Source organism: Streptomyces sp. NPDC053474, assembly GCF_044544845.1.
Lineage (GTDB): Bacteria > Actinomycetota > Actinomycetes > Streptomycetales > Streptomycetaceae > Streptomyces.
In genome coordinates, this window is record NZ_JBITXV010000019.1 from 145,747 (window position 1) to 172,493 (window position 26,747).

Genomic DNA, 26,747 nt, shown 5'->3' on the forward strand with positions numbered 1-26,747 from the left:
AGCGGGCGGCACAGGAAACGGAAGGCAGGTGGCGGCAGTGGCCAGGACGACGGACGGTGACGGCACGCCCGTCCCGCAGCGGCTGCTCGCCGCCGCCACCCGGCTCTTCGCCGACCGCGGCTACGACCGCACGTCCGTGCAGGAGATCGTGGAGGCGGCCGGCGTCACCAAGGGCGCGCTGTACCACTACTTCGGCTCCAAGGACGACCTGCTGCACGAGGTGTACGCCCGCATGCTGCGGGTCCAGCAGGAGCGGCTCGACGCCTTCGCGGACGCCGACGCGCCCGTGGAGCGGCGGCTGCGGGACGCGGCGGCCGACGTCGTGGTGACCACCATCGCCAACCTCGACGACGCCGCGATCTTCTTCCGGTCCATGCACCACCTCAGCCCCGAGAAGCACAAGCAGGTGCGGGCCGAGCGCCGCCGCTACCACGAACGCTTCCGCGCGCTGGTCGAGGAGGGCCAGGAGGCGGGCGTCTTCTCCTCGGCGACCCCCGCGGACCTGGTGGTCGACTACCACTTCGGCTCGGTCCACCACCTGTCCACGTGGTACCGCCCCGACGGCCCGCTGTCCCCGCAACAGGTCGCGGACCACCTGGCGGACCTGCTGCTGAGGGCCCTGCGCCCGTAGTTCCCGGTGGGCCCTCCCGTTCCGTCCTGTCGGGCGGGACGGGAGGGCACGGCCCGCCGCTAGGCGTACCGCTTCAGCTCCCGCCGGGCCAGCGACCGCTGGTGCACCTCGTCAGGGCCGTCGGCCAGCCGCAGCGTCCGCGCCGCGGCCCACAGCTCCGCCAGCGGGAAGTCCTGGCTCACCCCGCCCGCGCCGTGCAGCTGCACCGCGCGGTCCAGGATGTCGACGACCGCCCGGGGCGTCGCGATCTTGATGGCCTGGATCTCCGTGTGCGCGCCTTTGTTGCCCACGGTGTCCATCAGCCACGCCGTCTTGAGCACGAGAAGGCGCAGCTGCTCCACCGTCACGCGCGCGTCGGCGATCCACTGCTGTACGACGCCCTGCCGGGCCAGCGGCTTGCCGAACGCGGTGCGGTCCAGGGCCCTGCGGCACATGAGCTCGATCGCCCGCTCGGCCATGCCGATGAGCCGCATGCAGTGGTGGATGCGCCCGGGACCGAGCCGCGCCTGGGCGATGGCGAAGCCGCCGCCCTCCTCGCCGACGAGGTTCGTCACGGGCACGCGCGCGTGGTCGAAGACGACCTCGGCGTGCCCTCCGTGGGAGTGGTCCTCGTATCCGTAGACCGTCATGGCGCGGCGCACCTCGACGCCGGGGGTGTCACGGGGGACCAGGACCATCGACTGCTGGCGGCGGATGTCGGGCCCTTCCGGGTCCGTCTTGCCCATGACGATGAAGACCTCGCAGCGCGGGTTCATCGCCCCGGAGATGTACCACTTGCGGCCCGTGATCACGTACGCGTCGCCGTCGCGCCGGATGTGCGTGGTGATGTTCGTGGCGTCGGAGGAGGCCACCTCCGGCTCCGTCATCGCGAACGCCGAGCGGATCTCGCCCGCGAGCAGCGGCGCGAGCCAGCGCTTTCGCTGCTCGCCGGTGCCGAACTGGGCGAGCACCTCCATGTTGCCGGTGTCCGGAGCCGCGCAGTTCAGGGCCGTGGGCGCCAAGTGCGGGCTGCGGCCGGTGATTTCCGCGAGCGGCGCGTACTGGAGGTTCGTCAGGCCCGCGCCGTGCTCGGCGTCTGGCAGGAAGAGGTTCCACAGGCCCTGGCGGCGGGCCTCGGCCTTCAGGTCCTCGACCACGGCGGGCGTGTCCCACGGGGAGGCGAGGCGGGCGCGCTGTTCGTCGGCGACCTTCTCGGCCGGGTACACGTACGCGTCCATGAAGGCGAGCAGCCTGCCGCGCAGTTCTTCGGTACGGGCGTCGAATGCGAAGTCCATGGGGGCGGATCAGCCTTCCTGGAGGGTGGTCAGGCCGTGCTCGATGAACAGGGGCACCAGTTCGCCGATGCGGTCGAAGCCCGGGCCGACCGTCTGGCCCTGGGTGTAGCGGTAGTGGATGCCCTCCAGGATCACGGCGAGCTTGAACCAGGCGAACGCGGTGTACCAGGAGACCGCGGACACGTCGCGCCCGGAACGGGCCGCGTACCGCTCGACCAGCTCGGCCGGATCCGGGTGCCCCGGAGCGCCCGCCGTGGTGCTGACGGGGGAGTCGGGCACCTCCAGGCGCACGCTGTACATCACCAGGAGCCCCAGGTCCGTCAGCGGGTCGCCGAGGGTCGACATCTCCCAGTCGAGGACGGCCGCGATGCGGTCCGTCCCGGACGTGGAGTCGATCAGGACGTTGTCCAGGCGGTAGTCGCCGTGGACGACGGCGGGCGCGGGCGAGGCGGGCAGCGTCCGGCCGAGCGCCGCGTGCAGCTCGTCGATGCCGGGGAGCTCGCGGCCGCGCGAGGCCGCGAGCTGCTTGCCCCAGCGGCGCAGCTGCCGGTCGAGGAAGCCCTCGGGCCGCCCGAAGTCGGCGAGTCCCACCGCCTCCGGGTCCACGGCGTGCAGGTCCACGAGCGCGTCGACGAGGCCGAGCACCGTGGCCCGGGTGCGCTCGGGCCCGAGCGGCGCGAGCTGCTCCGCCGTGCGGTACGGCGTGCCCTCGACGAACTCCATGACGTAGAAGGGCGCCCCGATGACCGACTCGTCCTCGCACAGCAGCACGGGACGGGGCACCGGCACGGCGGTCGGGTGCAGCGCGCTGATCACCCGGTGCTCGCGCCGCATGTCGTGCGCGGTGGCCAGGACGTGGCCGAGCGGCGGGCGGCGCACCACCCAGCGGGCGGCCCCGTCCGTGACGGCGTACGTGAGGTTGGACCGGCCGCCTTCGATGAGGCGGGCCGTGAGCGGGCCGCCGCCGAGCAGCCCCGGGCGCGCGCGGTCGAGGTGGCCGCGCAGCCGGTCGAGGTCGAGGCCGGGCGGGTGGTCTGCGCTCATGGGCGGTCGCTCCTGATCGTGGACGGACACACGGGGACGGACAGGCGTCGAACTGGCGGGCAAACGCGCTGGCGTTCATGATGCCGACCAGTCGGTATGTCGTCCAGAGGGGGTGCCCGAACGTGATCAGGATCGCGGCCCCGCAACGGGCGCGGGTCCGGCGGCGGTGCGGCAGGGGCGGGCTCAGGCGGTCAGTGGTCGTCCCAGTGGCCGTCGTGCGCCGCGTGCCGGTGCCCGTCGTGCACGTAGTCCACGTGGTCGCCGTGCGGCACGGAGGCGTGCCCGCAGTCCGTGCCGTGCTGGTGGTCGTGACCCTCGTGCGCGACGTGGCCGCCCGGCTCGCACTCGTCGTAGTGGCCGCCGTGCGCGCGGTGCAGATGGCCGTCGTGCGCGTAGTCGACGTGGTCGCCGTGCGGGACCTCGGGGTGGCCGCAGGCGGGGCCGTGCGCGTGCTCGTGGGCGGGGTGTTCCTGATGGGTGGCGGTCATGGGACGTGCCTCCCGTAGAGGGGCCTGATGACCCTCTCAGGCTAGTCCTCGATGCCCCTTTGGTCCCGTTGTGCAAGCGTGCTGCGTAGTGTCACGACTGCGTGAGGCGACTCGATGAAAGCGATCAGCTACCGCGCGTACGGCGGTGCCGAGGTCCTGGAGTACGGCGACGTGCGCGACCCGAAGGTCGGCCCGGACTCCGTCCTGGTCAAGGTCCGGGCCGCGGCCGTCAACCCGGTCGACCACAAGTGCCGCGAGGGCTACCTCGACGCCATCCTGGACCCGGTCTTCCCGGTGATCCCCGGCTGGGACGTGGCGGGCGTGGTGGTGCAGCCCGGCGTCGCCGCCCCGGAGTTCGCCGTCGGCGACGAGGTCATCGGCTACGTGCGCGAGGACTTCCTGTCCCGGGGCACGCTCGCCGAGTACGTGGCCGCGCCCGTGCGCACCCTGGCCCGCAAGCCCCGCAACCTCACCTTCGAGGAGGCCGCGGGCCTGCCGCTGGCCGGGCTCACCGCCTACCAGGTGGTGCACAGGGCGCTCACCGTGGGCGAGGGCGACGTCGTCCTGGTGCACGCGGCCGCGGGCGGCGTCGGCTCCTTCGCCGTCCAGCTCGCCCGGCACGCGGGCGCCCGCGTCATCGGCACCGCGAGCGAGCGCAACCACGCCTACCTGCGGGAGCTGGGCGCCGAGCCCGTCACCTACGGCGAGGGCCTCGTCGAGCGGGTGCGCGCCCTCGCCCCGGAGGGCGTCGACGCCGCCTTCGACACCATCGGCGGCGACACGCTGAGGGCCTCCGTCGAGCTGCTCGCGCCCGGCGGCCGCCTCGCCTCCGTCGCCGACGGCTCCGTGATCGGCCTCGGCGGCCAGTACTGCTTCGTCCGCCCCGACGCGGACGACCTGCGGCACCTCACCGAACTCGCCGAGCAGGACGTGCTCACCGTCCACGTCGACGCGACGTTCCCGCTGGAGCGGGCCGCGGACGCGCACCGCCTGAGCGAACAGGGGCGCACCCGAGGGAAGATCGTCGTCACGGTGGACTGGGCGGCGGAGGAGGACTAGCCCCCGGCGCCGCGCCCGTCAGAACAGCGCCACCAGCGCGCACAGCGCGAGCGCCCCCGTGCACACGGCCGCCACCGTCGCCGCCCGCGCGCCCAGCGCGCGCGGGCGCGCCACGGCGAGCTCCGTGATCCTGCGGTGCGCCACCGCGAGGAAGCCGAGCCAGAGCAGCAGGGTCAGCGCGCACGCCACGACACCCGCCGCCGACCGGCCGTGGTGCAGGGCCGTGCGCGCCGCGAGCACCGCGGCGACCGTGCACGTCAGGGTCGTACGCCGCCACGCGAGCCGGGTGCGCTCGGGCTGGAGGCCCGGGTCCCGGGCCGCGCGGGACCCGTCCGGCATCGCCTCCGTCACCCTTCCCAGCCGAACAGCACGACCGCCACCATCGCGAGGGCGACCACCGCCACCGCGAGGCCGAGCAGCGCGGGGAAGCGCGAGACCGGGAGGTCCTCGCCGCGCCGCATGGCCCGCTCGCACCGCACCCAGTGGTCGACCGCCCGCAGCGCGCACAGCACCCCGGCGCCGAGCAGGGCGAGCGCGAGCCCGACGCGGGCGCCCCAGCGCAGGTCGGGCAGGAACTGGTCCACGGCGAAGCCGCCGCCGACCAGCGCGAGCGCGGTGCGCAGCCAGGCCAGGAAGGTGCGCTCGTTGGCCAGCGAGAAGCGGTAGTCCGGGGTGTCGCCCTCGTCCCGCAGCCCGGCGGGGCCGAACCACAGCCGCAGCCCCTTGAGGCCCCCGGACCCCTTCCCAGGCGCCGCCTCGTCCTCCCCGCGCCCGCCTGTCATCGGGCCGCCCGGAAGTCGCGCAGGCGCCGGTACGCGTCCAGGCCGTCCGGCACCCACGCCCACTCCTCGGCGCGGCGCGCGAGCTCCCCGTCGGTCAGGAAGCCGTGCCAGGCGACCTCCTCCACCTGCGGATCCACCGGGCCCGCGCAGCGGACCTCGTAGACGTACGACCACCAGGTGCGGCCCGCGCCGTCGTCGTACAGGAACTTGAACAGCGGGGTGGGGCGGGGGAGTCCGCGGACGCCGAGCTCCTCCTGGGCCTCGCGCAGGGCCGCGTCGTCGTAGGACTCGCCCGCGCCGACGACCCCGCCGACGAACATGTCGTACAGGGAGGGGAAGACGAGCTTCGTGGCGGTGCGGCGGTGCACGAAGACGCGGCCCTCGGCGTCGCGGGCCTCGATGAAGACGCAGCGGTGGCGCAGGCCGCGGGCGTACGCCTCGCCGCGCGGGGCCTCGCCGATCACGCGGTCGTGCTCGTCGACGATGGCCAGAATCTCGTCCGCCGGATGCGTGGCGTCAGCACTCATACGGCCATCCTGACAGGTCAGCGCAGGGCGGAGGCCCGTGCCCCGCTGCTTCCGCCGCCCGTGCCCGCGGGCATCGCCGGGTGCAGGCCGAGCAGGACGATGCCGGTCACGATCCCGGCGAGGCCCGCCGCCTCCCACGCCAGGGCCGCGGTGTCCGTCCGCAGCCGGTCGCCCAGGAAGCCGACGCCGCAGGCGATGCCCGCCAGTGGCTGGGCGGCGGTGAGCGCGGGCAGGGACATCCGCAGCGGCGCCATCTCGAACGCGCTCTGCACCAGGACGAGCCCGGTCACGCCGAGCACCAGGACCGCGTACGGCTGCCAGCCGCCGAGGAGTTCGGCCCAGCCGCCCGCGACGAAGCGCTCCTCGCTGACCCGCGTCAGGGCGTCCTGCACGCCGTAGAGCAGCCCGGCCGCGACCCCGAGCAGCGCGGGCCCGGAGCCGAGGGGGGACTTCTTCGCCAGCGCGGCGAGCGCGAGCGCCCCGCCGGTCATCACGCCGAGGACCAGCCAGTGCCGCAGCGGATCGGGGTCCGCCGCGCCGCCGTGCGGCTCGCCCGCCACGATGAAGGCCGTCACGCCGCCCGCGAGCAGGGCGAGCCCGGCCCAGCCCTGACGGCCGAGCGGCTGCTTGGTCTGGTGCCGCGACAGCGCGAGGGCGAACAGCAGGTTCGTGGCGAGCAGCGGCTCCACCAGGGTGACCTCGCCCTCCCCGAGCGCGAGGGCGCCGAGCACCATGCCGCACACCATCAGGCCGATGCCGCCCAGCCAGCGCGGCACCCGCACCAGGTCGAGCAGGAGCCGCGGCGAGAGGAAGTCGCCGAGCGGGGCCCGCTGGGCGGCGTTCTGCTGAAGCACGAAGCCGACGCCGAGGCAGCAGGCCGCGGCGACGGACAGAAGCAGGACCAGAACCGACACGTGAGGAACCCCAGACTCGACGACGGCCGGGCAAGCGGTACCCGGCCGACGATAGCGGCCCTCGACCGGACCCCAGCCACTCCGCGCCGCCCCCGCGCCCGGCCCCTGGCCGGACCGTGGCTGGATCCCTGGCGGGCCATGGCCGGATCCTCGGCGGGCTACGCCCGGTGCGCGGCCGATCCGCGGCGGTTCTCCGGCGGTCCACCGGCACATTACGGGTGGGCCCCGGCCGGAGCCCTGGCGGGCCACGCCCGGTCCGTGGCCGAGCCACGGGCGGCCCCCGGCTGGTCCCCGGCCGGATCACGGGCGATCTGCGGCCGGTGCACGGCGGTGCCTGGCTGATCCACGGCCGGTTCACGGGTAGTCCGTGACCGGATCAGCGGCGGAGCACGGTCGGATCACCGGCCGACCATGGAGGGTCCGCGCCCGCCCCCCCGGGGGGGCGATCCCCGGCCGGGCCATGGTCGGGTCCCTGGCGGACCACGGTCGGTCCGTGACTGATCCGCAGCAGTCCACCGGCACAATCCGGGCGGCCCCGGCTGGTCCCCGGCCGGATCACGGGCGATCTGCGGCAGATGCACGGCGGTGGCTGGCTGATCTATGGCAGGTTCCCGGGTGGTCCATCCACTGGATCAGCGGCGGAGCACGGTCGGATCACCGGCCGACCAAGGAGGATCCGCGCCCGGCCCCCTGGGCGATCCGCGGCTGGCACCCGGGCGATCCGCGCCCGGCTCTCGGCTGGGCCACAGCCGGATCACGGCCGGTCCGTGGCCGACCCGCGGCAGCCCCCCCCCGGGGGCGGGCCACCGGCACAGCACGGCCCGCCCCCGGCAGGGGCCCAGCCATGGACCATCCGCCCACCCGCCCCGGGTAACCCGTACCGGACGGTTGACGTCCGGCCCGGCGCTATCCAGGATCTGACCCACGGGTAACACGCGTCCGCGCACGCGCCACCGCTGGCGGACGTACTGCTCGGCGCGCCCGACCAGGGGCCGGGAGCCGGAAGTCGAGAGGGGGCCTTCATGGCCTACGACGCGGACGTCATCGTGATCGGTGCGGGGCTCGCCGGGCTCACGGCCACCGCCGAGCTCGTCGACGCGGGGCGCAGGGTGATCCTGGTCGACCAGGAGCCGGAGCAGTCCCTGGGCGGGCAGGCCCACTGGTCCTTCGGCGGGCTCTTCTTCGTCGGCTCCCCCGAGCAGCGGCGCATGCGGATCAAGGACCACCGCGAACTCGCCCTCCAGGACTGGATGGGCACGGCCGCCTTCGACCGCGCGGAGGACCACTGGCCGCGCGAGTGGGCCAAGGCGTACGTGGACTTCGCGTGCGGCGAGAAGCGGGCCTGGCTGCACGGCCTCGGCGTGCGGTTCTTCCCGGTCGTCGGCTGGGCCGAGCGCGGCGGCTACGACGCCCAGGGACACGGCAACTCCGTGCCCCGCTTCCACATCACCTGGGGCACGGGCCCCGGACTGCTCGCCCCGTTCGTGCGCCGCGTGCGCGAGGGCGTCGAACGCGGCCTCGTCCAGCTGAGGTTCCGCCACCGCGTCACCGGCCTCGGCCGCAGCGCGGGCGCGGTCGACACCGTGACCGGCGAGGTCCTGGAGCCGTCCGAGGCCGAGCGCGGCACGGCCAGCAGCCGCGAGGTCACCGGGTCCTTCGAGTTCCGCGCCCAGGCGGTGATCGTCACCTCCGGCGGCATCGGCGGCAACCACGACCTGGTCCGCGCCAACTGGCCCGAGCGGCTCGGCAGCCCGCCCGGGAAGATGCTCTCCGGGGTGCCCGCGCACGTCGACGGCCTGATGCTCGGCATCGCCGAGCGGGCGGGCGCGCACCTGATCAACCGCGACCGCATGTGGCACTACACCGAGGGCATCGAGAACTGGAACCCCATCTGGGCCGGGCACGGCATCCGCATCCTGCCCGGACCGTCCTCGCTGTGGCTGGACGCGCGCGGCGACCGGCTGCCCGTGCCGCTGTTCCCCGGCTTCGACACCCTGGGCACGCTCAGCCACATCATGGGCACCGGGTACGACCACACCTGGTTCGTGCTCAACCAGCGCGTCATCGGCAAGGAGTTCACCTTGTCGGGCTCCGAGCAGAACCCCGACCTGACCGGCAAATCCGTACGCGGGGTCATCGAGCGGGCGCGGGCCGACGTGCCCGGGCCGGTGCGGGCGTTCATGGACCACGGCGTCGACTTCGTCGTGGAGAAGGACCTCGGCGCCCTGGTGCGCGGCATGAACGCGCTCACCAAGGAAGCCCTCATCGACGAGGCGGCCCTGCACCGCACGATCGCCGCCCGCGACCGCGAGATCGTCAACCCCTTCACCAAGGACCTCCAGGTCATGGCCGTCCGTGGCGCGCGCAAATTCCTCGGCGACCGGCTGATCCGCTCCACCGCGCCGCACCGCCTCCTCGACCCCGGCGCGGGACCGCTGATCGCCGTCCGTCTGAACATCCTCACGCGCAAGACGCTCGGCGGCCTGGAGACCGACCTGTCCTCGCGCGTCCTGCGGGAGGGCGGCGAACCGCTGCCGGGCGTGTACGCCGCGGGCGAGGCCGCCGGGTTCGGCGGCGGCGGGGTGCACGGCTACCGCTCCCTGGAGGGCACCTTCCTCGGCGGCTGCCTCTTCTCCGGGCGCGCGGCGGGGCGTGCGGCAGCAAAGGCCGTCGACTAGGGGAGGCCCGGCGGCGGCGCCGCGCCGGGTGTCCGCCGCTCCTGGGGCCCCGCCGCGCCCCGCCGGAACCCGTGAAGGAGTACGGCAGGATGCGTGCGAGACATGTCAAGACGCTTGGGGCGCCCGGGCCTTGACGCGGAGCGCTGCCTACCGGTTGGCTGTGCGTGATCGCCCGCCCACCTACCGCGTCTTGGGAGGACGCCCGCGGTGTCCCCACCCCCACCTCTCGGTCGCTCCCGCAAACGCGCGAGCCACGTCTTCGACGCCGCCCTCGACGACGCCGAACTCGTCGCCGCGCGCGCCGCGTTGGCGCAGGGCCGCTGGACCGAGGTGCGGGAGCTGCTCGCCGCCACCGGCGACGACTGGGACCGCCGCGGCCACCGCTGCGACGTGCTCGCCCGGGAGCAGAGCACCACCGCGTGGATCCGCGACTGGCGGCTCGCCGAACCGGAGAGCGCCGACGCCGCCGTGCTGCTCGCCCACGCCGCCGTGCACCGCGCGCTGCGCGGCAAGGAGCGCTCCGAGAAGGCCCGCACCGCCTGCCGGGAGGCGGCGGCCCGCGTCCCCGCCGACCCGACGCCCTGGCTCGCGCTGCTGCTCCTGGAGCGCTCGCTCGGCCACGAGGAGGACGTCGTACGGCTCTTCGACGAGGTCAGGCACCGCCACCCCGAGCACCACCACGCGCACTACCTGATGCTCGCGCGGCTCGCCGAGCGGCGCCCCGGCGCGGGACAGGACCCGCTGCACGAGGTGTACGACTTCGCCACCTGGGCGGCCGAGCAGGTGCCCGCCCACTCGCCGCTCGCGGTGCTCCCGGTCGTCGCGCACGCCGAGCGCTACCGGGTGCTCGCCACCGCGGGCAGCGAGAGCCACGACCCGGTCGCCTCCGGGCACTGGTCGAGCCGCCGCGCCCGGCAGGTGATGAAGGCCTCCTTCGACTGGTGGCTCGCCTGGGAGACCCCGGGCGGCGCCCCGGCGGGCACCGCCCACCCGCGCGCCTTCGTCGACCTCAACTTCCTCGCCCACGCCACGTTCTGCGAGGGCCGGTCGGCCGAGGCGGCCGCGCTGTTCCACCGCATCGGCCGGTACGCGACCGAAGCGCCCTGGTCGTACCCCGACCGGGACCCGCACGAGGCCTACACCGCCGCGCGGGCCGCCGTGCTCGGCACCGCGTGACGCGTAGGCGGCACCACCCCAGACCGATCGACCCACGAACAGCGGAAAGGACAACCGCGCCATGGCGACGGGCAGTTCGAACGCGAGGGCAAGCAGAGCGGGGCTCCCCACGGGAGCGGGAACCGGAGCCCACGGCAGGCCCGCCGCGGGCCAGGGGGACATCAACACCTACATGGGCCAGGAGCGGGCGCTGCGCGCGGGCCGCCTCGGCACGGCGGGGCTCCTGCTCTCCGTGCTCGCCGCCACCGGGCCGCTGATGGTGGTCGCGGGCGTCATGCCCACCACGTACGGCGTGATGGGCGTGGTCGGCCAGCCCCTGCTCTTCCTCGCGCTCGGCGTCGTCCTGGCCCTGTTCAGCTTCGGGTACGCGGAGATGAGCAGGCACGTCCACAACGCCGGGGCCTTCTACGCGTACATATCGCGCGGGCTCGGCGGCACCGCGGGCGCGGGCGCCTCCGCCGTCGCGCTCGTCGCCTACAGCGCGCTCCAGGCGGGCCTGTACGGCCTGCTCGGCTTCGAGGTGTCCGGGCTGCTCGCCAAGTACGCCGACACCACCGTCGCCTGGTGGATCCCGGCCCTCGTGACCGTGGCCCTCGTCGCCGTGCTCGGCTGGCTGAAGATCGACCTCAACGCGCGCGTGCTCGGCGTGCTGCTGCTCGTGGAGGTCGCCCTCGTCGTCATCTTCGACGTCGCCGCCCTCGCCGACCCCGCCGCCGAGGGCGTGTCGCTGCACGCCTTCAACCCCGACACGCTCACCGGCGCGGGCGTCGCGACCTCCCTGTGCTTCTGCATCGCCGCGTTCACCGGCTTCGAGCAGGCGCCCGTGTACGCGGAGGAGACCAGCCGCCCCCAGGTCGTCGTGGCCCGCGTGATGTTCTTCGCCGTCGGGTTCGTCGCCGTCTTCTTCGCGCTCAGCTCCTGGGCGCTCACGGTGGCCGCGGGGCCCTCGGGCATCGTGCCCGCCGCGCGTGAACAGAGCGCGGGCCTGCTCTTCGGCCTCACCGAGTCCCGGCTCGGCACCACCTTCACCGACGTCCTGCACGTCCTGTTCGTGACCGGCATGTTCGCGGCGGTCCTCAGCTTCCACAACGTGGTCGCGCGGTACGCGTTCGCGATGGGCCGCGAGGGCCTGCTCCCGGCCGCCTTCGGCCGGACCAGCAGCGCGAGCGGCGCGCCCGGCACCGGCTCGCTCCTGCAGACCGTGGTGGCCGCCGTCGTGGTGGCGGGCTTCGCCGTCGCCGACGACAAGCCCGCGGGCGACCCCACCGCGCCGGTCCTGCACCTGTTCACCTGGGGCGGCAACGTCGGCGCGCTCGGCGTGCTGCTGCTCATGGCCACCGCGTCCGTGGCGGTCATCGTCTTCTTCGTACGCCGCGGGGCCGCGCGCGCCCAGCTCTGGCGCCTGGTGGCCTCCGGGCTCGCGGCCGTCGCGCTGCTGGTCATCGCGGGCTACACCGTCAAGGACTTCGACATCCTCGTCTCCGCGGGGCCCGACTCGGCGCTGCCCTGGCTGCTGCCCGGCATCATCGTGGCCGCGGCGGTCATCGGCCTCGCCCACGGCGCCTACCTCCGCGCCCGCAGGCCCGCGGCCCACGCCCGCATCGGCCTGGGCAACGAGGCCTTCCAGCTGGAGAAGGCCGCGACGACGCCGCCTCCGGGCGCTTAGGGCCTGCCGAAAGGCCGCCGCCCACCCGCCCCGGGCAGGGGCGAGTGGGCGGCGGCCTCGGTTCCGGTACGGCGGAGCCGTGGCTACAGCACGAGCGAGAGCAGCAGGACGAACCCGAGCGACACCACCGAGATGATCGTCTCCATCACCGACCACGTCTTGATCGTCTGGCCGACGTCAAGGCCGAAGTACTCCTTCACCAGCCAGAACCCGGCGTCGTTCACATGGCTGAAGAAGAGCGAGCCCGCACCGATCGCCAGCACGAGCAGGGCCGTGTGCGAGGTGGACATGTCCGCCGCGAGCGGCGCCACGAGCCCCGCCGCCGAGATCGTCGCCACGGTCGCGGAGCCCGTCGCGAGCCGGATCGCGACGGCGATCAGCCAGGCGAGCAGCAGCGCGGGGATGGACCAGTCCTCGGAGAAGTCGAGGATCATCTGCCCGACCCCGACGTCGATGAGCGTCTGCTTGAAGCCGCCGCCCGCGCCGACGATCATCAGGACGCCCGCGATGGGCGCGAGCGACTTCTCGACGGTCGTGGAGAGCCGCTCCTTGGTGAAGCCCGCTGCCCGCCCCAGCGTGAACATGCCCACGAGTACCGCCGCGAGCAGCGCGATCAGCGGCGATCCGACGACGTCGAAGACGCGCTGCACGGTCGCCTCGGGGTCGTCCACGACGATGTCGACGAGCGCCTTGGACAGCATGAGGACGACGGGCAGCAGCACGGTGGCGACCGTGACGCCGAACCCGGGCCGCTTCTCCAGGTCCTCGGAGGCCCGCTGCGGAATCATCTTCTCCGGCGGCGCCACGTCCACCCAGCGCGCGGCGACCTTGGAGAACACCGGCCCCGCGATGATCACGGTGGGGACGGCGACGAGCACACCGAGGGCCAGCGTCACGCCGAGGTTGGCCTTCACCGCGTCGATGGCGACGAGCGGGCCGGGGTGCGGCGGGATCAGGCCGTGCATCACGGACAGACCGGCGAGGGCGGGGATGCCGATCCGCATCAGCGAATAGTTGCCGCGCTTGGCGACCATCAGGACGACGGGGATCAGCAGGACGATCCCGACCTCGAAGAAGAGCGGAAGCCCGATCACCGAGGCGATCAGGACCATGGCCCACGGCATGGCCCGGCCGCCGGAACCCCCGGCCTTGGCCAGGATCGTGTCCACGATCTGGTCGGCGCCGCCGGAGTCCGCGAGCAGCTTGCCGAGGATCGCGCCGAGCGCGATGAGCACGCCCACACCCGCCACGGTGTTGCCGAGCCCGGTGGTGAAGCTGGCGATGGCCTTGTCGAGCGGGGCCCCGGCGAAGGCGCCGAGGGCCAGCGAGCCGATGGTCAGCGCCAGGAAGGCGTGGACCTTGAACTTCGTGATGAGCAGGACGATGACGGCGATGCCCGCGAGGACGGCGATGCCGAGCTGGGCATGGCCCGCCGAGGTGATCGGTTCGACGGGGTCCGCTGCCAGCATCTCGACGCTGAGACTGGTCACGGTGGTTCCTTGTGCGTGTGGGCGTACGTCGGCGTGGGGGCGTACGTACGTGAGGGGGCAGGGAAGGGGGAGCGGGGCTACCGGGCGGCCAGGGCCTTCGCCGCCCGCTGTGCGATGTCCTCCGGCGTGCCCGCGACGTCCACGGCCACGCCCGCCTCGTCCGCGCCGAGCGGCTGGAGGGTCGCGAACTGGGAGTCCAGGAGCGCGGTCGGCATGAAGTGGCCCTCGCGGTGGCTCATCCGGTCCTCGATGAGGGCCCGGTCGCCGGTGAGGTGGACGAAGACGAGGCCGGGCGCGGCGGACCGCAGCCGGTCGCGGTAGCCGCGCTTGAGGGCGGAGCAGCTGACGACGCCGCCGTGCCCGGCACGGCTCTGCGCCCAGGCGCCGATGGCGTCGAGCCAGGGCCATCGGTCGTCGTCGGTCAGGGGCGTGCCGGACGACATCTTGGCGATGTTGGCCTGCGGGTGGAAGTCGTCGCCCTCGGCGTAGGGCACGCCGAGCCGGGCGGCGAGCAGGGGGCCGACCGTGGTCTTGCCCGTTCCTGCGACGCCCATCACTACGACGACGTGGGGGGTGCTCATCGCTGCTGCCTCGCTGTCTTCATCGACATCGGCCGGGCCCGTCGCCCGCTCCCCGAACGGGGATTTCGGACACGGACCCGTTCCGTTCACGCCACTGAAACTCATTAGGTCAGACAAATTCAAGAGCCTGTGACAGAAAAGTCTGACTTTTTCGCCGTGCTGCTCTCCTCGTACGCTGACCCCATGACCGCACAGGCCCCGGGGCTGCACGCCCGCGTACTGGACAGCCTCGGGCCCAGCATCACCGGGGGCGAGTACCCGCCCGGCAGTGTCCTGCGCACGGACGAGCTGGCGCAGCGCTTCGAGGTGTCCCGCTCCGTGATGCGCGAGGCGGTACGGGTCCTGGAGTCCATGCACCTGGTCGCGTCCCGGCGCCGGGTCGGCGTGACCGTGCTGCCCGCCGCGGAGTGGAACGTCTACGACCCGCAGGTCATCCGCTGGCGCCTGGCCGGCGCTGACCGCCCGCGCCAGCTGCGCTCCCTGACCGTCCTGCGCTCGGCGGTCGAGCCGGTCGCCGCGGGCCTCGCCGCGCGCCACGCCACGGCCGAGCAGTGCGCCGCCCTGACCGAGTACGCCCTCGGCATGGTCGCCACCTCGCGCGGCCAGCAGCTGGACGCGTACCTGGTGCACGACATCGCCTTCCACCGCACCGTCCTGAACGCCTCGGGCAACGAGATGTTCGCCCGCCTCGGCGACGTCGTCGCCGAGGTCCTGACCGGCCGTACGCAGCACGACGTGATGTTCGAGGACCCCGACCCGGCGGCCGTGACCCTGCACGTGCGCCTCGCCGAGGCCGTACGGGAGGGCGACCCGGCCCGCGCCGAGGCCCTGACCCGCGAGATCGCCGAAGGCGCCCTCCAGGAACTGGACGTCCTGGCCCCGTGACGGCCCCCGGACCGTCGAGGCCCGCCACCGCTCAGGCCCGCCCCGCCCCCGCTCAGGCCCGCCCCGCCCCCGCCCCACCCCGCCCGGCAGAATGACCCGCATGTCCCCCCGTGCGCCCCGCGCCCCCCGTGCCCCACACCCGCGAGCCTGCCCCTGCGGCTCCGCCCCGTCGTACGACACGTGCTGCGGGCGGCTGCACCGCGGCGAGGCGGCCGCCGCCACGCCCGAGGAGCTGATGCGGTCGCGCTACAGCGCCTTCGCCGTGCACGACGAGGCCTATCTGCTGCGCACCTGGCATCCGCGCACCCGCCCGCCGGGCATCGACTTCGACCCGGCGCTGCGCTGGACGGGCCTGGAGATCGAGGACACCACCGACGGCACCGCCTTCCACAGCTCGGGCACGGTCACCTTCCGCGCCGCCTACCGCGACGGTGGCAGCCCGGGCGCCCTGCACGAGCGCAGCCGGTTCGAGCGGGTCGACGGCGCCTGGGTCTACGTGGACGGCGACTTCATCGACTGACCCGCCCGCGCCCCGTCGCGACCCGGCCACCGCCGCGCCCGGCGCCGTGGGGTGCGTGGGAGCCGAGGCCCGCGAGGGACGGCCCCGCGCGGCCGCCGCACGCCGCTGACGGGCCCGAACGCCGCCGTCCGCCCGCCAGTTCGACCCCGTGCGCGGCCCCCGCACATGGCGGGATCGCGCGCTGCGGACGCCCGGTGCCCCCAGTAGCGTCGACGCCTCCCGCCGTGTACGCGACCTCGTGCGAAGGGAAGCGCCCCATGGCCCAAGCGACACCGTACGAGCAGAGTTACGAGCGCTACCTGGGCGGCAGCCCCGAGGCGGAGCGCCGCGTCTTCGCACGGCTCGCCCGCGAGCTGACGCGGGTCCAGGCCGTCAACAAGCGGGCGGCGGGCGCCGGTTCCCTGGCCCGCACCCAGCACGCCAAGGCCGCCCTCGGCGTGGAGAACGCGCGCCTGCGCTTCCACGACGACCTGCCCGCCGCGCTCCGCGGCGGCTTCGCCCGGCCCGGCGCCGAGTACCCGGCGACCGTACGGCTCTCCAACGCCAGCGGCATCCGGCAGGCCGACGGCGCCGCCGACCTGCGCGGCATCGCCGTACGCGTCGACGTGTCGGCCGAGGAGAGCCACGACCTGCTCGCCACCAACTGGCCGGTGTCACACGCCAAGGACGCCCGCGAGTTCGTCGCCTTCGCCCGGGCCATGGCGGGCGCCCACACCCCGCTCCGGGCCGCCGTCGGCCTCTTCGTCAAGCTTCCGCTGGCGGTCGGCCCGGCCACCGCCACCCGCATGCGGCGCACCGTACGAGCCGCCACCCGGCGCACCGTCACCAGCCTCGCGGGCGAGACGTACTGGAGCCGCGGCGCGATCCTGTGGGGCGACGCGGGGCCCGTCCGCTATCTGCTGCGCCCGGCGGGCGGTGCCGCACCCGGGCCGCGCTCCGACCGGCGCGACCCCAACCGCCTGCGCCGCGACCTCGAACACCGGCTCGCCACCGCCGACGTCTCCTTCGACCTGTGCGTCCAGCGGTACGTCGACGAGAGCCGCACCCCCATCGAGGACGGCGCCACCGACTGGCGCGAGGCCGTCGCACCCGCCCTGCCCGTCGCCCGGCTCACCATCCCCAGCCAGGACCTCGACACCGCCGAGGCCCGCGCCGCCGCGGGCCGCGTGGAGGACCTCGCCTTCAACCCCTGGTACACCACCGACGACTTCCGGCCGCTCGGCAACCTCAACCGCGCCCGCAAGGCCGCCTACGAAGCGAGTGCCGCCCACCGCGCGGGCCTGCGCTTCCGCTCCCCGGAACCCGCGCGCAACCGGATCCTCTCAGCGCCCGTGGGAGCCGCCTTCCGGCTCCTCAACCGCTCCGTGCCCTGGCACCGCCTGCCCACCTGGGCGAGCCTGCTCAACCTGGTCTTCCTGCGCAGGGCATTGCGCCGCTTCAACCTCATCGACACCGACGCGCACGAGGCGCCGCCGAAGCCCGGGCCCGTACCGCGCCCGCCCGACGAGCGGCTGCGCGCCGCGCGCAGCTACGACGGCACGTACAACGACCTGTCCGCGCCCGCCATGGGCTCCGTCGGCGCGGCCTTCGGGCGCAACCTCACGCCCGACTACCGCCCCGACCTCTTCGACACGCCGAACCCCGTCACCGTCAGCAGGCAGCTCCTGCACCGCGAGACCTTCCTGCCCGCGACCTCGCTGAACATCCTCGCCGCCGCCTGGATCCAGTTCCAGGTGCACGACTGGGTCAACCACCGGCGCCACCCCGCGGGCACCAAGACCGTCGAGGTGCCGCTGCCCGGCGGGATGTCCTGGCGCAACACGCCCGGCGGCCCCGCCGAGACCGTGATGCGCTTCGCCGAGAACGAGGGCCTGCCCGTGCCCGAGGGCCGCCCGCCGGTCCTCTTCGGCAACACCGCCTCGCACTGGTGGGACGGCTCCGAGGTGTACGGCGCCGACGAGACGACCGCGCGCTCCCTGCGCGCCCCCGACGGCGGCGCCCGGCTGCGCCTGGAGCAGGGGCATCTGCCGATCACCCCGAACGGCGTCCCGCTCAGCGGCTTCACCGACAGCTGGTGGCTCGGCCTCAGCGTCATGCACACCCTCTTCGCGCGCGAGCACAACGCCGTCTGCGACGCCCTGCGCGGGGCCTACCCGGCCATGAGCGAGGAGTCCGTCTACCAGACGGCCCGGCTCGTCGTCTCCGCCCTCATCGCCAAGATCCACACCGTGGAGTGGACCCCCGCGATCCTCGCCACCGAGGCCCTGGACATCGGGCTGCACACCAACTGGGACGGCCCGCCGGACAGCTGGCTCACCAAGCTCGGCCTGTGGCTCTTCGACGCCCACGCGCTCACCGGCATCCCGGGCACCCTGCCCGACCACCACGACGTGCCGTACTCCCTCACCGAGGACTTCGTCACCGTCTACCGCATGCACCCGCTGATCCCCGACGACTTCGAGCTGCGCGAGCACCACTTCGGGCAGCGCCTCGAAACCGTCGGCTTCCTCGACATCAACGGCGCCGCCGCCGAGGGCGCCCTGCGCAAGACGGGCCTGGCCAACACCCTCTACTCCTTCGGCATCGCCCACCCCGGCGCCATCACGCTCCACAACTTCCCCCGCGCCCTCCAGGCCTTCGAACGCGACGGCGAGATCATCGACCTGTCCGTCGTCGACCTCGTCCGTACGCGCCGCCGCGGCGTGCCCCGCTACAACGACTTCCTCGCGGGTCTGCACAAGCCGCGCCTCCGCCGCTTCGAGGACCTGACCGAGGACCCGGAGACGCTGGCCCGCCTCAAGGACGTCTACGCCTCGGTCGACGAGATCGACACCGTCATCGGCCTGTTCGCCGAGAACCCGCCCACCGGCTTCGGCTTCAGCGACACGGCGTTCCGCGTCTTTATCCTCATGGCCACCCGGCGCCTGCAGAGCGACCGCTTCCTGACCGTCGACTTCCGCCCCGAGATCTACACCCCGCTCGGCATCGACTGGGTCCAGAAGGGCGGCATGAAGTCCGTCATCCTCCGCCACTGCCCCGAACTCGCCGCGCTCCTGCCGCGCACGGCGACCGCCTTCGCCCCGTGGCGCCAGGTGACGCCGCACCCGAACCGCTGAGGGAGCCTCCGAACCGCTGAGGGAGCCCCCGACTCGCTGATGGAGCAGCCGTGGGTCACGCGATGGGCGGCACCACGCACTCCACCAGGAACGGCCCCGGCTCCGCCAGCCCCCGCTCCAGGAGCGAGGCGAACCCCTCCACGGTCGTGGCCCGCCCCGCGGAGACGCCCATCCCGCGCGCCAGCGCGACGAAGTCCAACTCGGGCCGCCCGAGGTCGAACAGCTCACGCCCCGCGGCCCCCACGGCGGCGCCCATCATCCCCTGCTCGAGCCCCAGGATCGCGTACGCGCGGTTGCTGAAGACGACGGTCGTGACGTCGAGCCCCTCCCGCGCCTGCGTCCACAGCGCGGGCAGCGTGTACATCGCGGCCCCGTCGGCGACGAGCGCCAGGACGGGCCGCTCGGGCCGCGCCACGGCCGCGCCCACGGCGAGCGGCAGCCCTTGTCCGAGCGCCCCGCCGGTGAGCGTCAGCCAGTCGTGCGGCGGCGCCCCGGCGGTCGCGCCGGGCAGCCAGAGCCCGGACGTGTTGGACTCGTCCACGACGACGGCGCCCTGCGGCAGCAGCGCCCCCACCACGGCGGCCGCGGTCTCCGCGGTGAGCTCTCCGCCGGGCACCCGGGGCCGCCCCGCCTCCCGCGCCGCGGGAGCGGCGGTGGCGCCGCCCACGGCGGCGGCCAGCTCCCGCAGGGCCACGCCCACGTCCTGCCCCGCGCCGCCGAGCTCGCGGACCTCGCACCCGTCGGGTACGACGACTCCGCTCTGCCCGGGGTACGCGAAGAACGGCACCGGCAGCGACGCTCCGGCGAGCACGAGATGGCGTACGCCGGAGAGCTGCCCGGCGGCGTCGGCCGTGCGGTAGCCGAGGCGCTCGACGGGCGGCAGGCCCGCGCCCCGTTCGAGCCGCGCGGGAAACGTCTCGCACAGCAGCCGCGCTCCCGTCGCCCCCGCGACCTGCGCGGCGGCCCGCAGCCCGGCCCCGTGCGTGGCCGCGCCGCCGAGCAGCAGTGCGGCGGGCTCCCCGGACCGCAGCACCGCGGCGGCCTCCTCCAGGCCCCGCTCGGACACGAACCCGTGCGGGACGGCGGCCCGGCGCCGCGGCGCGGCGGGCTTCTCGGCGTCCGCCCAGGCGACGTCGGCGGGGACGACGAGCGTGGCGACGGCCCCGGGCGGCCCGACCGCGGCCGCCACGGCGTCGGCGGCGTCCTCCGCGAGGTCGGTGGCGTCGTACGCGCGCCGCGTCCACGCGGACACCGTGCGGGCGAGCGCGGTGATGTCCGACTCCAGGGGCGCGTCGAGGCGTTTGTGCCGCAGCGCGTGGTCGCCGACGACGTTCACGACGGGCGTACCGGCCCGGCGCGCGTTGTGCAGGTTCGGCAGTCCGCCCGCGAGGCCGGGGCCGAGGTGCAGCAGCGTGCTGGCGGGGCGGCCGGTCATACGGCCGTACCCGTCGGCGGCACCCGTCGCGACGCCTTCGAAGAGGCACAGGACAGGCCGCATCCGCGGCACGTCGTCGAGCGCGGTCACGATGTGCAGCTCGGACGTGCCCGGATTGGCGAAGCACACCTGGACTCCGGCCTCAACAAGGCCGCTGATGAGGGACTGGGCTCCGTTCGGCATGGCCGCAAGTCTCATCTGAGACACCCCTCCAGCGTCAGCCGCATTCCAGCCAGGCCCCGCACCAGGGCGGCACACGCCTGGAGCAGGCCGAGATACGGCCCGCGGGCCCGTCGGATGTCCTGTAGTCACCCCTCGAAGGCCCTTGCCCGAAGGAGAGCCATGGGACCGCGCGGATTCGTCACCACCGTGGCCGTGACGGCACCCCGGACGGCGCGGAGCTGAAGAGGTTGCTGCCCGAGACAACTCACCGATACGACTTCGGCGGGCTCGCCTTCCAGGCTCGGTCGAGCGAGTCGTCCCACGTGCCGTCCCGGTCGAAGCTGGCGGCCCGGCAACCACGGGACATGGGCGCCGCGGTGCTGTGGCGCCAGGCCGCGTCCCCGATCCTGGCGATGGCGTGGCCGCAGTGGCGGCAGACCGTGCTGCCCATGAGCTCGTCGGCCAGCCGCTCGAATTGCGCGGTGCGGTCCGCCACCATCTCCATGACCCCCCGCAGCACCTCCTCGGCGCTGGAGGCCCCCGCCTTTTCGATGATCTCGCGCACGAACGCCCCCGCCTCGATCGCGATGTCGGCCCGGCGTGCGGCGTTGACCAGGCTCTGCGCGCCATCGCTGCCCGGCGCCTTGCGCACGGTCCGTTCCGCCAGCTCGGCCGACGGACGGCTCGACACCGTCGGCCGGTCGGCACCGGCCTCGTCCTCCGCACCCCCGTCCCGCAGGCGCCTGCGGGCCACTTCGAAGGCCCACGCCTCGGTGGACGCCTTCTTGGGGACGTTGAAGTGCGTGCTGGTCGCCGAGTCCATCACCGTGTGGAACTCCTCCATCAACGCGCCCCAGTGGTACCCGCCGGCGAAGTCCTCCGGCGACCAGCCGTAGTGACGCACGAGTTCGTCACGGACCCGGTCGAAGTGACGCAGGCTCTTCCGCACCGGCCCGGACGTCTCGACGCGGAGGCCGAGGCGTTCCATCGTCGCCAGCGTCTCCGGCTCCACCCCCTCCCACTTCATGTGGCCGTCGCGCTCACAGGCGTAGTCGACCCAGGACCAGAAGGCCTCGGCGTCCGCGACGTCGGGCGCCTCGCGGTGGTGGCGAGGGCAGAGGAGGGCGAAGTTGCGCACGTCGTTGGACCCGCCGAGTGACTCCGGGACCACATGGGCCCGCTCCACCGGCGCCTGCCAGCAGATCAGGCAGATCGGCTCGTCGAGGCCCAGGTAGTCGGCGATGGCCTGGACCGGGGGTCTTGACCGCCGCTGGTCGGGTTGGCTGTCCCGGTTGCGCACGCCCAACTCCCGGTGGTCGTAGGCATGCTCACGATCGGGGTCTCGTATCGTCAGAACCCGGGGTATGTCCTCACGCTGTGGTTCGGGGTTCTTCCCCTGGCGGAGCGGCGTACTGATCTCCGTGAGGTAGGGGCCGAGGAATCCCGGCAGGAAGTCGCACATGATCTCCCGCGCGTCCGCGTCGTAGTCGCCGTCCGCGTCACGGTGCCCCTGAATGTCGAGGTAGAGATGGCGCGGAGCGCCGGGTCTCGTCTCCGCGGCCTTCTTGAGGATCGCGAAGAGCCGGGTGGCGCACTTGGCGAAGTCCTCTTCGACCCGCATGTCGTGATACAGCGCGATCCCCTTCGGCTCCGCACCGCCTTCCGCCCCCTCGAGAGGCGTCGCACCCCCGGACCGGTCCGCACGCCGCCCCGCCCTCAGCTTCCGTGAGCTGTCATCCATGACCGCACAGTAGACGCCACCTCTGACAGCCACCCTCGCCTGCTGTTGGTCATGCGTTGGTCACGTTGCCAACGCCTACTCGGGAGGTCGGCTGTACCGCTCCAGGGGCGCCTTGCTCGTGGACGGGTCCATGAGGCGAAGCTCCCAGGGGCCGGTGTTCACGTCGAAGTCCTTGCCGAAGCCGACCCACTTCCCGACCATGCGGCGGCCGGTCGGCTCCGGGCCGTCACCCACGAGCAGCGCGGCACAGGCTGCCCTGCCAACGACAGGGAGAAGATCCAGCTCGCCGCCCTGGCGAAGCACAGCCGCAGCGTGCGCGGCCTCACGGCCATCAGGGGGGATCGGAGGCGGAGTCCAACCCTCGGGCTCCTGCCCTCTTCCGGCTGGTGAGGTCCCTGTAAGGGGGCGGGGCGGCAAGCGCTCGACGGCGCGGGGACCGATTCCCCGCTTCAGTACGTCGAAAGGATGGCACCGTGGCCGAAGCCCTGGAGTTCGATCTCCGCACGTCCAGCGCGTGCAAGTACGACAACGACAACCCGCGCTGCGCGGCATCTGCGACGCTGACCACCGAACTAACGCCCCTGCCGAAGAAGGCAGGGGCGTTCATCGTTTTGTTCGACTCCTCAGAGCAGTGTCAGGTACGGGTTGGTGCCGGGGTGGGACGGCCGACGTCTAGCGAGACGATCTCCGTCGCCTTCACGGAGCGGCCCTCTCCCGTCGGCTCAGTCGTCCGGGCACGCACCTCCTCCGCAACGTGGCCTGGGTCGTGGTCGAAGAAGGCAACACCTTCCGGCTGCGCAAGCTCACCAAGGACGGAGACGGTCACGCGATCATCTCCGTAGACCAAGCCCTGATGAACAGCCGCTGTGGGTGGATCACGGCCTGGTGTTCGCCCGTGACGGCTTCAAGCTCCAGAAGGGGCGCACGGCGGACGGGCCACAGGACCCGAGGAAGGTCTCTGCCCGCTGGCGCACCGCCGCGCGCGGATGAAGCTGCCGGACAGCTTCCGGCTGCACGACCGCCGAGCGTCGAAGATCACAAACGATCTCGACCACCACGAGAACCCGGTGGAGGCCTCCGCCAACGCCCGGCACCACTCACCGGGACCGGGCTACACCATGACGCGCTACGGCAGACGTCTCGCCGAGGCTGCCAAGAAGCTCGCCGCATCCAGCGCGGCCCAGATCGTGGCTCGCCTCCCTGGTCTGGCCAGGAAACCGTCTGGGCCGTCGGCCACGCCCCTGCTGCCCAGACACGAAGAAGGCCCCTCAAGAGGGGCCTTCTTGCTGGTGTCCGAGGGGGGACTTGAACCCCCACGCCCGATAAAGGGCACTAGCACCTCAAGCTAGCGCGTCTGCCATTCCGCCACCCGGACCGGTGGTCTGTCGCGGTTTCCCGCGGCGACGTGGAAAACCATAGCAAACATTCGGGGGTGCCTGATCACGCAGGTCATGAGCGTGAACGGCGTATGACGAGCGCCGCCCGCCCTTGGGCCCTGGCGGTCGGCGCGGGAGGATGGGAGGGACCGAGAGTGCGACAGCGGGAGGAACAGCGTGAGCGAGCCGACCACGGGCGGCAGGGTGGCGGGGGCCGTGTCCGGTGAGGACGAGGTCGTCGACCTCTGCCGGGACCTGATCCGCATGGACACCAGCAACTACGGCGACCACTCGGGGCCGGGGGAGCGCAAGGCCGCCGAGTACGTCGCGGAGAAGCTCGCGGAGGTGGGGCTCGAACCGCGGATCTTCGAGTCGCACCCGGGGCGCGCCTCCACGGTGGCCCGCATCGAGGGCGAGGACCCGTCGCGGCCCGCGCTGCTCATCCACGGCCACACCGACGTCGTCCCCGCCAACGCCCAGGACTGGACGCACCACCCCTTCGCCGGGGAGATCGCCGACGGCTGCCTGTGGGGCCGGGGCGCGGTCGACATGAAGGACATGGACGCGATGACCCTCGCGGTCGTGCGCGACCGGCTGCGCAGCGGCCGCAAGCCGCCCCGGGACATCGTGCTCGCCTTCCTCGCCGACGAGGAGGCGGGCGGGACGTACGGGGCGCGGTACCTGGTGGACAACCACCCGGACCTCTTCGAGGGCGTGACCGAGGCGATCAGCGAGGTCGGCGGCTTCTCCTTCACCGTCAACGAGAAGCTGCGCCTCTATCTCGTGGAGACGGCCCAGAAGGGCATGCACTGGATGAAGCTGACCGTGGACGGCACCGCGGGCCACGGTTCGATGATCCACAAGGACAACGCGATCACGGAGCTGTCCGAGGCCGTCGGGCGCCTCGGGCGGCACAAGTTCCCGATCCGCGTCACCAAGACGCTGCGGCACTTCCTCGACGAGCTGGGCGACGCCCTCGGCACCGAGCTCGACCCGGAGAACATGGACGAGACGCTCGCCAAGCTCGGCGGCATCGCCAAGCTGATCGGCGCCTCGCTCCAGAACACCGCGAACCCGACCCAGCTCGGCGCCGGGTACAAGGTCAACGTGATCCCCGGGCAGGCCACCGCGCACGTCGACGGACGCTTCCTGCCGGGGTACGAGGAGGAGTTCCTGGCCGATCTGGACCGGATCCTCGGGCCGAACGTCAGGCGGGAGGACGTGCACGCGGACAAGGCCCTGGAGACCACCTTCGACGGCGCCCTCGTGGACGCCATGCAGCTGGCGCTCCAGGCCGAGGACCCCATCGCCCGCGCCGTCCCGTACATGCTCTCGGCCGGTACGGACGCCAAGTCCTTCGACGACCTCGGCATCCGCGGCTTCGGCTTCGCGCCGCTCAAGCTGCCGCCGGAGCTGGACTTCGCGGGCATGTTCCACGGCGTGGACGAGCGGGTACCGGTGGACGGTCTGAAGTTCGGCGTGCGCGTGCTCGACCGGTTCATCGACGCCTCGTAACGGACGCGGCCGTCGTCCCGTTTATCCAGTCAATAAGCCGAAACGAAACTCCAATAATCGGCTGCGCGTGCGTATTGGACTGAAAAGAGTGAAAGCAGTCCGGCGCTCGTAGCCGTCCTATGGCCTCCTCGTTACAGGTGGTGCGGTCCGCGGCTGGGACCGCATTGCCAACTAGGAGGAACAATGATCAAGAAGGTTGTCGCCGCCGCGGTTGCCACCGGCGGCCTGGTGCTCGCCGGTGCGGGCGTCGCCGCTGCCGACGCCGGCGCGCAGGGCGCCGCCGTGCACTCCCCGGGCGTCGCCTCCGGCAACGTCGTGCAGATCCCCGTGCACGTGCCGGTGAACGCCTGCGGCAACACCATCTCGGTGATCGGCGTGCTCAACCCCGCCTTCGGCAACTACTGCGTCAACAAGTGACGTTGCTGTGCCCCGCCCCTTGAGGGGGGCGCCACCCCAATGAGGGTCTGAGTCCATCGGCCCCGGAGTGCGTGCCATGCACTCCGGGGCCGCGGGCATTGAGCGCACGGCGCGACGAGGCCCGTGCGCATTTCCGGAAGCTAAGGCAGGGAAAGCAATGCGACAGGTCACGCGCAAAGGGCTGATCACCGCGGCGGCCGCCGGTGGCGTACTCGCGGTCACCAGCGGCTATGCCCACGCCGACGCGAATGCGCATGGTGCCAGCTCGAATTCCCCGGGGGTCCTTTCGGGCAATTCGGTGCAGGTGCCCGTGCACGCTCCCGTGAACGCGTGCGGAAACACCGTGAACGTGGTGGGGGCGCTGAATCCCGCGATCGGCAACAGCTGTACGAACTCGTCCGGCTCGCCAGGACACGGCGGCGGTCACGGCGGCGGTCACGGCGGCGGTCACGGCGGCGGACACGGCGGTGGCTACGGGGAGCAGCCCTCGGGGGGCGGCTCGTCGGCCCACGGCGGTACGCACGACTCGCCCGGCATCGGCTCCGGCAACACCGTGCAGGCACCGGTGTACGCCCCGGTGAACGTCTGCGGCAACAGCGTCACCATCGGCGGCGCGGGCAACGCCGTCACGGGCAACGACTGCGCGAACGAGGGCGGCGGCGGTACGACGCAGCCGGGCCACCCCGGCAACCCGACCCAGCCCGGTAACCCCGACCAGCCCGGGGGACCGGGGAAGCCCGGCCACCCGGGGAAGCCGGACCAGCCCGGGAAGCCCGGCAACCCGGACCAGCCAGGAAAGCCCGGTCAGCCAGGGGGCCCGGTGAAGCCCGACCACCCCGGACAGCCCAGTCACCCGGGGAAGCCCGGCCGGCCCGGAAAGCCCGGCCACCCCGGGCAGCCGGAGGGACCCGTCAAGCCCGAGGGGCCCGGCGGACCCGGTCACCCCGGCGCGGACGTCCCGGCCCACCCCGGCACGCCGCACTCCGTCGACACCCCGAACCTGCCGGACGCCCAGGTCCTCACCCCGCCCGAGGGCAAGGACCAGCTGGCCGAGACGGGCAGCCCCCTGGCGGCGGGCATCGCCCTGCCGATGGGCGCGGGCATGCTGCTCGCGGGCTCGGTGCTTTACCGCAAGGCACGTGCCTGAGGTGGTGGGGGGGGGGGGGGGGGCCCCCCCCCCCGGGGGGGGCCCCCGACACCCCCCCCCCCCCCCCGTGCGCCCACCCAACGTGCCCCCGCCCGGGGGGTTGTGGCCCGCCCCCCGCGCCCC

The 26,747-nt window shown here is 73.5% G+C and carries 22 protein-coding genes, 1 tRNA gene and 1 pseudogene; 11 read left to right on the forward strand and 13 right to left on the reverse strand.

Features of this window, described 5'->3' with window-relative positions; genetic code table 11:
* The first annotated feature begins 37 nt into the window (after positions 1 to 37).
* Positions 38 to 631: a TetR/AcrR family transcriptional regulator gene (locus ACIG3E_RS34980; protein WP_138958790.1), complete on the forward strand. Its 594-nt coding sequence runs from the start codon at positions 38 to 40 to the stop codon at positions 629 to 631.
* Positions 632 to 690: 59 nt separating this feature from the next.
* Here ACIG3E_RS34980 and ACIG3E_RS34985 read toward each other — a convergent pair whose 3' ends face one another.
* The 3 genes from ACIG3E_RS34985 to ACIG3E_RS34995 all read right to left on the reverse strand — a co-directional run bounded on the left by ACIG3E_RS34985 (position 691) and on the right by ACIG3E_RS34995 (position 3,437).
* The gene (locus ACIG3E_RS34985; protein WP_399623971.1) at positions 691 to 1,905 is read right to left on the reverse strand and encodes an acyl-CoA dehydrogenase family protein; all 1,215 of its coding nucleotides are present in this window, start codon (positions 1,903 to 1,905) and stop codon (positions 691 to 693) included.
* Positions 1,906 to 1,914: 9 nt separating this feature from the next.
* Positions 1,915 to 2,949: a phosphotransferase family protein gene (locus ACIG3E_RS34990; protein WP_399623973.1), complete on the reverse strand. Its 1,035-nt coding sequence runs from the start codon at positions 2,947 to 2,949 to the stop codon at positions 1,915 to 1,917.
* Positions 2,950 to 3,140: 191 nt separating this feature from the next.
* The gene (locus ACIG3E_RS34995; protein ID WP_399623975.1) at positions 3,141 to 3,437 is read right to left on the reverse strand and encodes a hypothetical protein; all 297 of its coding nucleotides are present in this window, start codon (positions 3,435 to 3,437) and stop codon (positions 3,141 to 3,143) included.
* 114 nt (positions 3,438 to 3,551) lie between these two features.
* On the opposite strand from ACIG3E_RS34995, the gene ACIG3E_RS35000 reads away from it, so the two are divergent.
* The gene (locus tag ACIG3E_RS35000; protein WP_399623977.1) at positions 3,552 to 4,496 is read left to right on the forward strand and encodes an NADP-dependent oxidoreductase; all 945 of its coding nucleotides are present in this window, start codon (positions 3,552 to 3,554) and stop codon (positions 4,494 to 4,496) included.
* Positions 4,497 to 4,514: 18 nt separating this feature from the next.
* Here the strand turns inward: ACIG3E_RS35000 and ACIG3E_RS35005 are convergent, their stop codons facing one another.
* From ACIG3E_RS35005 to ACIG3E_RS35020, 4 genes are read right to left on the reverse strand one after another with little or no spacing between them, the layout of a single operon-like run.
* Positions 4,515 to 4,835, reverse strand: coding sequence for a DUF202 domain-containing protein (locus ACIG3E_RS35005; RefSeq protein WP_399623979.1), 321 nt, complete (start codon positions 4,833 to 4,835; stop codon positions 4,515 to 4,517).
* Positions 4,836 to 4,843: 8 nt separating this feature from the next.
* Entirely contained in the window at positions 4,844 to 5,278 is a 435-nt protein-coding gene (locus ACIG3E_RS35010) for a YidH family protein (RefSeq protein WP_399623981.1), read from the reverse strand.
* Entirely contained in the window at positions 5,275 to 5,805 is a 531-nt protein-coding gene (locus ACIG3E_RS35015; protein WP_399623983.1) for an NUDIX hydrolase, read from the reverse strand. Before ACIG3E_RS35015 ends, ACIG3E_RS35010 begins: the two co-directional genes overlap by 4 nt.
* A 17-nt stretch (positions 5,806 to 5,822) precedes the next feature.
* Positions 5,823 to 6,719 (reverse strand): DMT family transporter, encoded by an 897-nt coding sequence (locus tag ACIG3E_RS35020; protein WP_399623985.1) that lies wholly within the window; start codon positions 6,717 to 6,719, stop codon positions 5,823 to 5,825.
* Between the two features lie 1,022 nt (positions 6,720 to 7,741).
* On the opposite strand from ACIG3E_RS35020, the gene ACIG3E_RS35025 reads away from it, so the two are divergent.
* From ACIG3E_RS35025 to ACIG3E_RS35035, 3 genes are all read left to right on the forward strand, one after another.
* Positions 7,742 to 9,397 carry an FAD-binding dehydrogenase gene (locus tag ACIG3E_RS35025; RefSeq protein WP_399623987.1) on the forward strand — a complete coding sequence of 552 codons (1,656 nt, stop codon included), beginning with the start codon at positions 7,742 to 7,744 and terminating at the stop codon, positions 9,395 to 9,397.
* A 207-nt stretch (positions 9,398 to 9,604) separates the two neighbouring features.
* Positions 9,605 to 10,573 carry a hypothetical protein gene (locus ACIG3E_RS35030; RefSeq protein WP_399623988.1) on the forward strand — a complete coding sequence of 323 codons (969 nt, stop codon included), beginning with the start codon at positions 9,605 to 9,607 and terminating at the stop codon, positions 10,571 to 10,573.
* A 61-nt stretch (positions 10,574 to 10,634) separates the two neighbouring features.
* Entirely contained in the window at positions 10,635 to 12,239 is a 1,605-nt protein-coding gene (locus tag ACIG3E_RS35035) for an APC family permease (protein WP_399623990.1), read from the forward strand.
* Between the two features lie 83 nt (positions 12,240 to 12,322).
* Here the strand turns inward: ACIG3E_RS35035 and ACIG3E_RS35040 are convergent, their stop codons facing one another.
* Complete coding sequence (locus ACIG3E_RS35040) at positions 12,323 to 13,729, reverse strand: GntP family permease (RefSeq protein WP_399623992.1); 1,407 nt, start codon at positions 13,727 to 13,729, stop codon at positions 12,323 to 12,325.
* A gap of 77 nt (positions 13,730 to 13,806) precedes the next feature.
* Positions 13,807 to 14,310 carry a gluconokinase gene (locus ACIG3E_RS35045; protein ID WP_399623993.1) on the reverse strand — a complete coding sequence of 168 codons (504 nt, stop codon included), beginning with the start codon at positions 14,308 to 14,310 and terminating at the stop codon, positions 13,807 to 13,809.
* A gap of 183 nt (positions 14,311 to 14,493) precedes the next feature.
* On the opposite strand from ACIG3E_RS35045, the gene ACIG3E_RS35050 reads away from it, so the two are divergent.
* From ACIG3E_RS35050 to ACIG3E_RS35060, 3 genes are all read left to right on the forward strand, one after another.
* Complete coding sequence (locus tag ACIG3E_RS35050) at positions 14,494 to 15,195, forward strand: FadR/GntR family transcriptional regulator (RefSeq protein WP_399623995.1); 702 nt, start codon at positions 14,494 to 14,496, stop codon at positions 15,193 to 15,195.
* A gap of 100 nt (positions 15,196 to 15,295) precedes the next feature.
* On the forward strand, positions 15,296 to 15,715 hold the full coding sequence (locus tag ACIG3E_RS35055; RefSeq protein WP_399623997.1) for a YchJ family protein: 420 nt from the start codon (positions 15,296 to 15,298) through the stop codon (positions 15,713 to 15,715).
* Between the two features lie 257 nt (positions 15,716 to 15,972).
* Positions 15,973 to 18,831: a peroxidase family protein gene (locus ACIG3E_RS35060; RefSeq protein ID WP_399623998.1), complete on the forward strand. Its 2,859-nt coding sequence runs from the start codon at positions 15,973 to 15,975 to the stop codon at positions 18,829 to 18,831.
* A 55-nt stretch (positions 18,832 to 18,886) separates the two neighbouring features.
* Here the strand turns inward: ACIG3E_RS35060 and ACIG3E_RS35065 are convergent, their stop codons facing one another.
* From ACIG3E_RS35065 to ACIG3E_RS35080, 4 genes and pseudogenes are all read right to left on the reverse strand, one after another.
* Positions 18,887 to 20,449, reverse strand: a complete 1,563-nt coding sequence (locus tag ACIG3E_RS35065; protein WP_399624000.1) for an acetolactate synthase large subunit — start codon at positions 20,447 to 20,449, stop codon at positions 18,887 to 18,889.
* 244 nt (positions 20,450 to 20,693) lie between these two features.
* A complete protein-coding gene (locus ACIG3E_RS35070) occupies positions 20,694 to 22,049 on the reverse strand; it encodes an HNH endonuclease (RefSeq protein ID WP_399624002.1) in 1,356 nt (451 codons plus the stop codon).
* A 195-nt stretch (positions 22,050 to 22,244) separates the two neighbouring features.
* Positions 22,245 to 22,388, reverse strand: a pseudogene (locus tag ACIG3E_RS35075) (XRE family transcriptional regulator); the annotation flags it as partial.
* A 1,068-nt stretch (positions 22,389 to 23,456) separates the two neighbouring features.
* Positions 23,457 to 23,544 (reverse strand) — tRNA-Leu (locus ACIG3E_RS35080).
* 178 nt (positions 23,545 to 23,722) lie between these two features.
* Here ACIG3E_RS35080 and ACIG3E_RS35085 point away from each other — a divergent pair.
* The 3 genes from ACIG3E_RS35085 to ACIG3E_RS35095 all read left to right on the forward strand — a co-directional run bounded on the left by ACIG3E_RS35085 (position 23,723) and on the right by ACIG3E_RS35095 (position 26,624).
* Positions 23,723 to 25,060: a M20/M25/M40 family metallo-hydrolase gene (locus tag ACIG3E_RS35085; RefSeq protein WP_399624004.1), complete on the forward strand. Its 1,338-nt coding sequence runs from the start codon at positions 23,723 to 23,725 to the stop codon at positions 25,058 to 25,060.
* A 183-nt stretch (positions 25,061 to 25,243) separates the two neighbouring features.
* Entirely contained in the window at positions 25,244 to 25,477 is a 234-nt protein-coding gene (gene chpH, locus ACIG3E_RS35090) for a chaplin ChpH (protein WP_030686223.1), read from the forward strand.
* A gap of 157 nt (positions 25,478 to 25,634) precedes the next feature.
* The gene (locus ACIG3E_RS35095) at positions 25,635 to 26,624 is read left to right on the forward strand and encodes a chaplin (RefSeq protein ID WP_399624006.1); all 990 of its coding nucleotides are present in this window, start codon (positions 25,635 to 25,637) and stop codon (positions 26,622 to 26,624) included.
* Positions 26,625 to 26,747 lie beyond the last annotated feature (123 nt).

What these genes read in the sequence shown, in the direction of transcription:
- ACIG3E_RS34985 (WP_399623971.1), bottom strand. Translation starts at nt 1,905, where the DNA reads ATGGACTTCGCATTCGACGCCCGTACCGAAGAACTGCGCGGCAGGCTG.
- ACIG3E_RS34990 (WP_399623973.1), bottom strand. Translation starts at nt 2,949, where the DNA reads ATGAGCGCAGACCACCCGCCCGGCCTCGACCTCGACCGGCTGCGCGGC.
- ACIG3E_RS34995 (WP_399623975.1), bottom strand. Translation starts at nt 3,437, where the DNA reads ATGACCGCCACCCATCAGGAACACCCCGCCCACGAGCACGCGCACGGC.
- ACIG3E_RS35000 (WP_399623977.1), top strand. Translation starts at nt 3,552, where the DNA reads ATGAAAGCGATCAGCTACCGCGCGTACGGCGGTGCCGAGGTCCTGGAG.
- ACIG3E_RS35005 (WP_399623979.1), bottom strand. Translation starts at nt 4,835, where the DNA reads ATGCCGGACGGGTCCCGCGCGGCCCGGGACCCGGGCCTCCAGCCCGAG.
- ACIG3E_RS35010 (WP_399623981.1), bottom strand. Translation starts at nt 5,278, where the DNA reads ATGACAGGCGGGCGCGGGGAGGACGAGGCGGCGCCTGGGAAGGGGTCC.
- ACIG3E_RS35015 (WP_399623983.1), bottom strand. Translation starts at nt 5,805, where the DNA reads ATGAGTGCTGACGCCACGCATCCGGCGGACGAGATTCTGGCCATCGTC.
- ACIG3E_RS35025 (WP_399623987.1), top strand. Translation starts at nt 7,742, where the DNA reads ATGGCCTACGACGCGGACGTCATCGTGATCGGTGCGGGGCTCGCCGGG.
- ACIG3E_RS35035 (WP_399623990.1), top strand. Translation starts at nt 10,635, where the DNA reads ATGGCGACGGGCAGTTCGAACGCGAGGGCAAGCAGAGCGGGGCTCCCC.
- ACIG3E_RS35045 (WP_399623993.1), bottom strand. Translation starts at nt 14,310, where the DNA reads ATGAGCACCCCCCACGTCGTCGTAGTGATGGGCGTCGCAGGAACGGGC.
- ACIG3E_RS35050 (WP_399623995.1), top strand. Translation starts at nt 14,494, where the DNA reads ATGACCGCACAGGCCCCGGGGCTGCACGCCCGCGTACTGGACAGCCTC.
- ACIG3E_RS35055 (WP_399623997.1), top strand. Translation starts at nt 15,296, where the DNA reads ATGTCCCCCCGTGCGCCCCGCGCCCCCCGTGCCCCACACCCGCGAGCC.
- ACIG3E_RS35060 (WP_399623998.1), top strand. Translation starts at nt 15,973, where the DNA reads ATGGCCCAAGCGACACCGTACGAGCAGAGTTACGAGCGCTACCTGGGC.
- ACIG3E_RS35065 (WP_399624000.1), bottom strand. Translation starts at nt 20,449, where the DNA reads ATGCCGAACGGAGCCCAGTCCCTCATCAGCGGCCTTGTTGAGGCCGGA.
- ACIG3E_RS35070 (WP_399624002.1), bottom strand. Translation starts at nt 22,049, where the DNA reads ATGCGGGTCGAAGAGGACTTCGCCAAGTGCGCCACCCGGCTCTTCGCG.
- chpH (WP_030686223.1), top strand. Translation starts at nt 25,244, where the DNA reads ATGATCAAGAAGGTTGTCGCCGCCGCGGTTGCCACCGGCGGCCTGGTG.
- ACIG3E_RS35095 (WP_399624006.1), top strand. Translation starts at nt 25,635, where the DNA reads ATGCGACAGGTCACGCGCAAAGGGCTGATCACCGCGGCGGCCGCCGGT.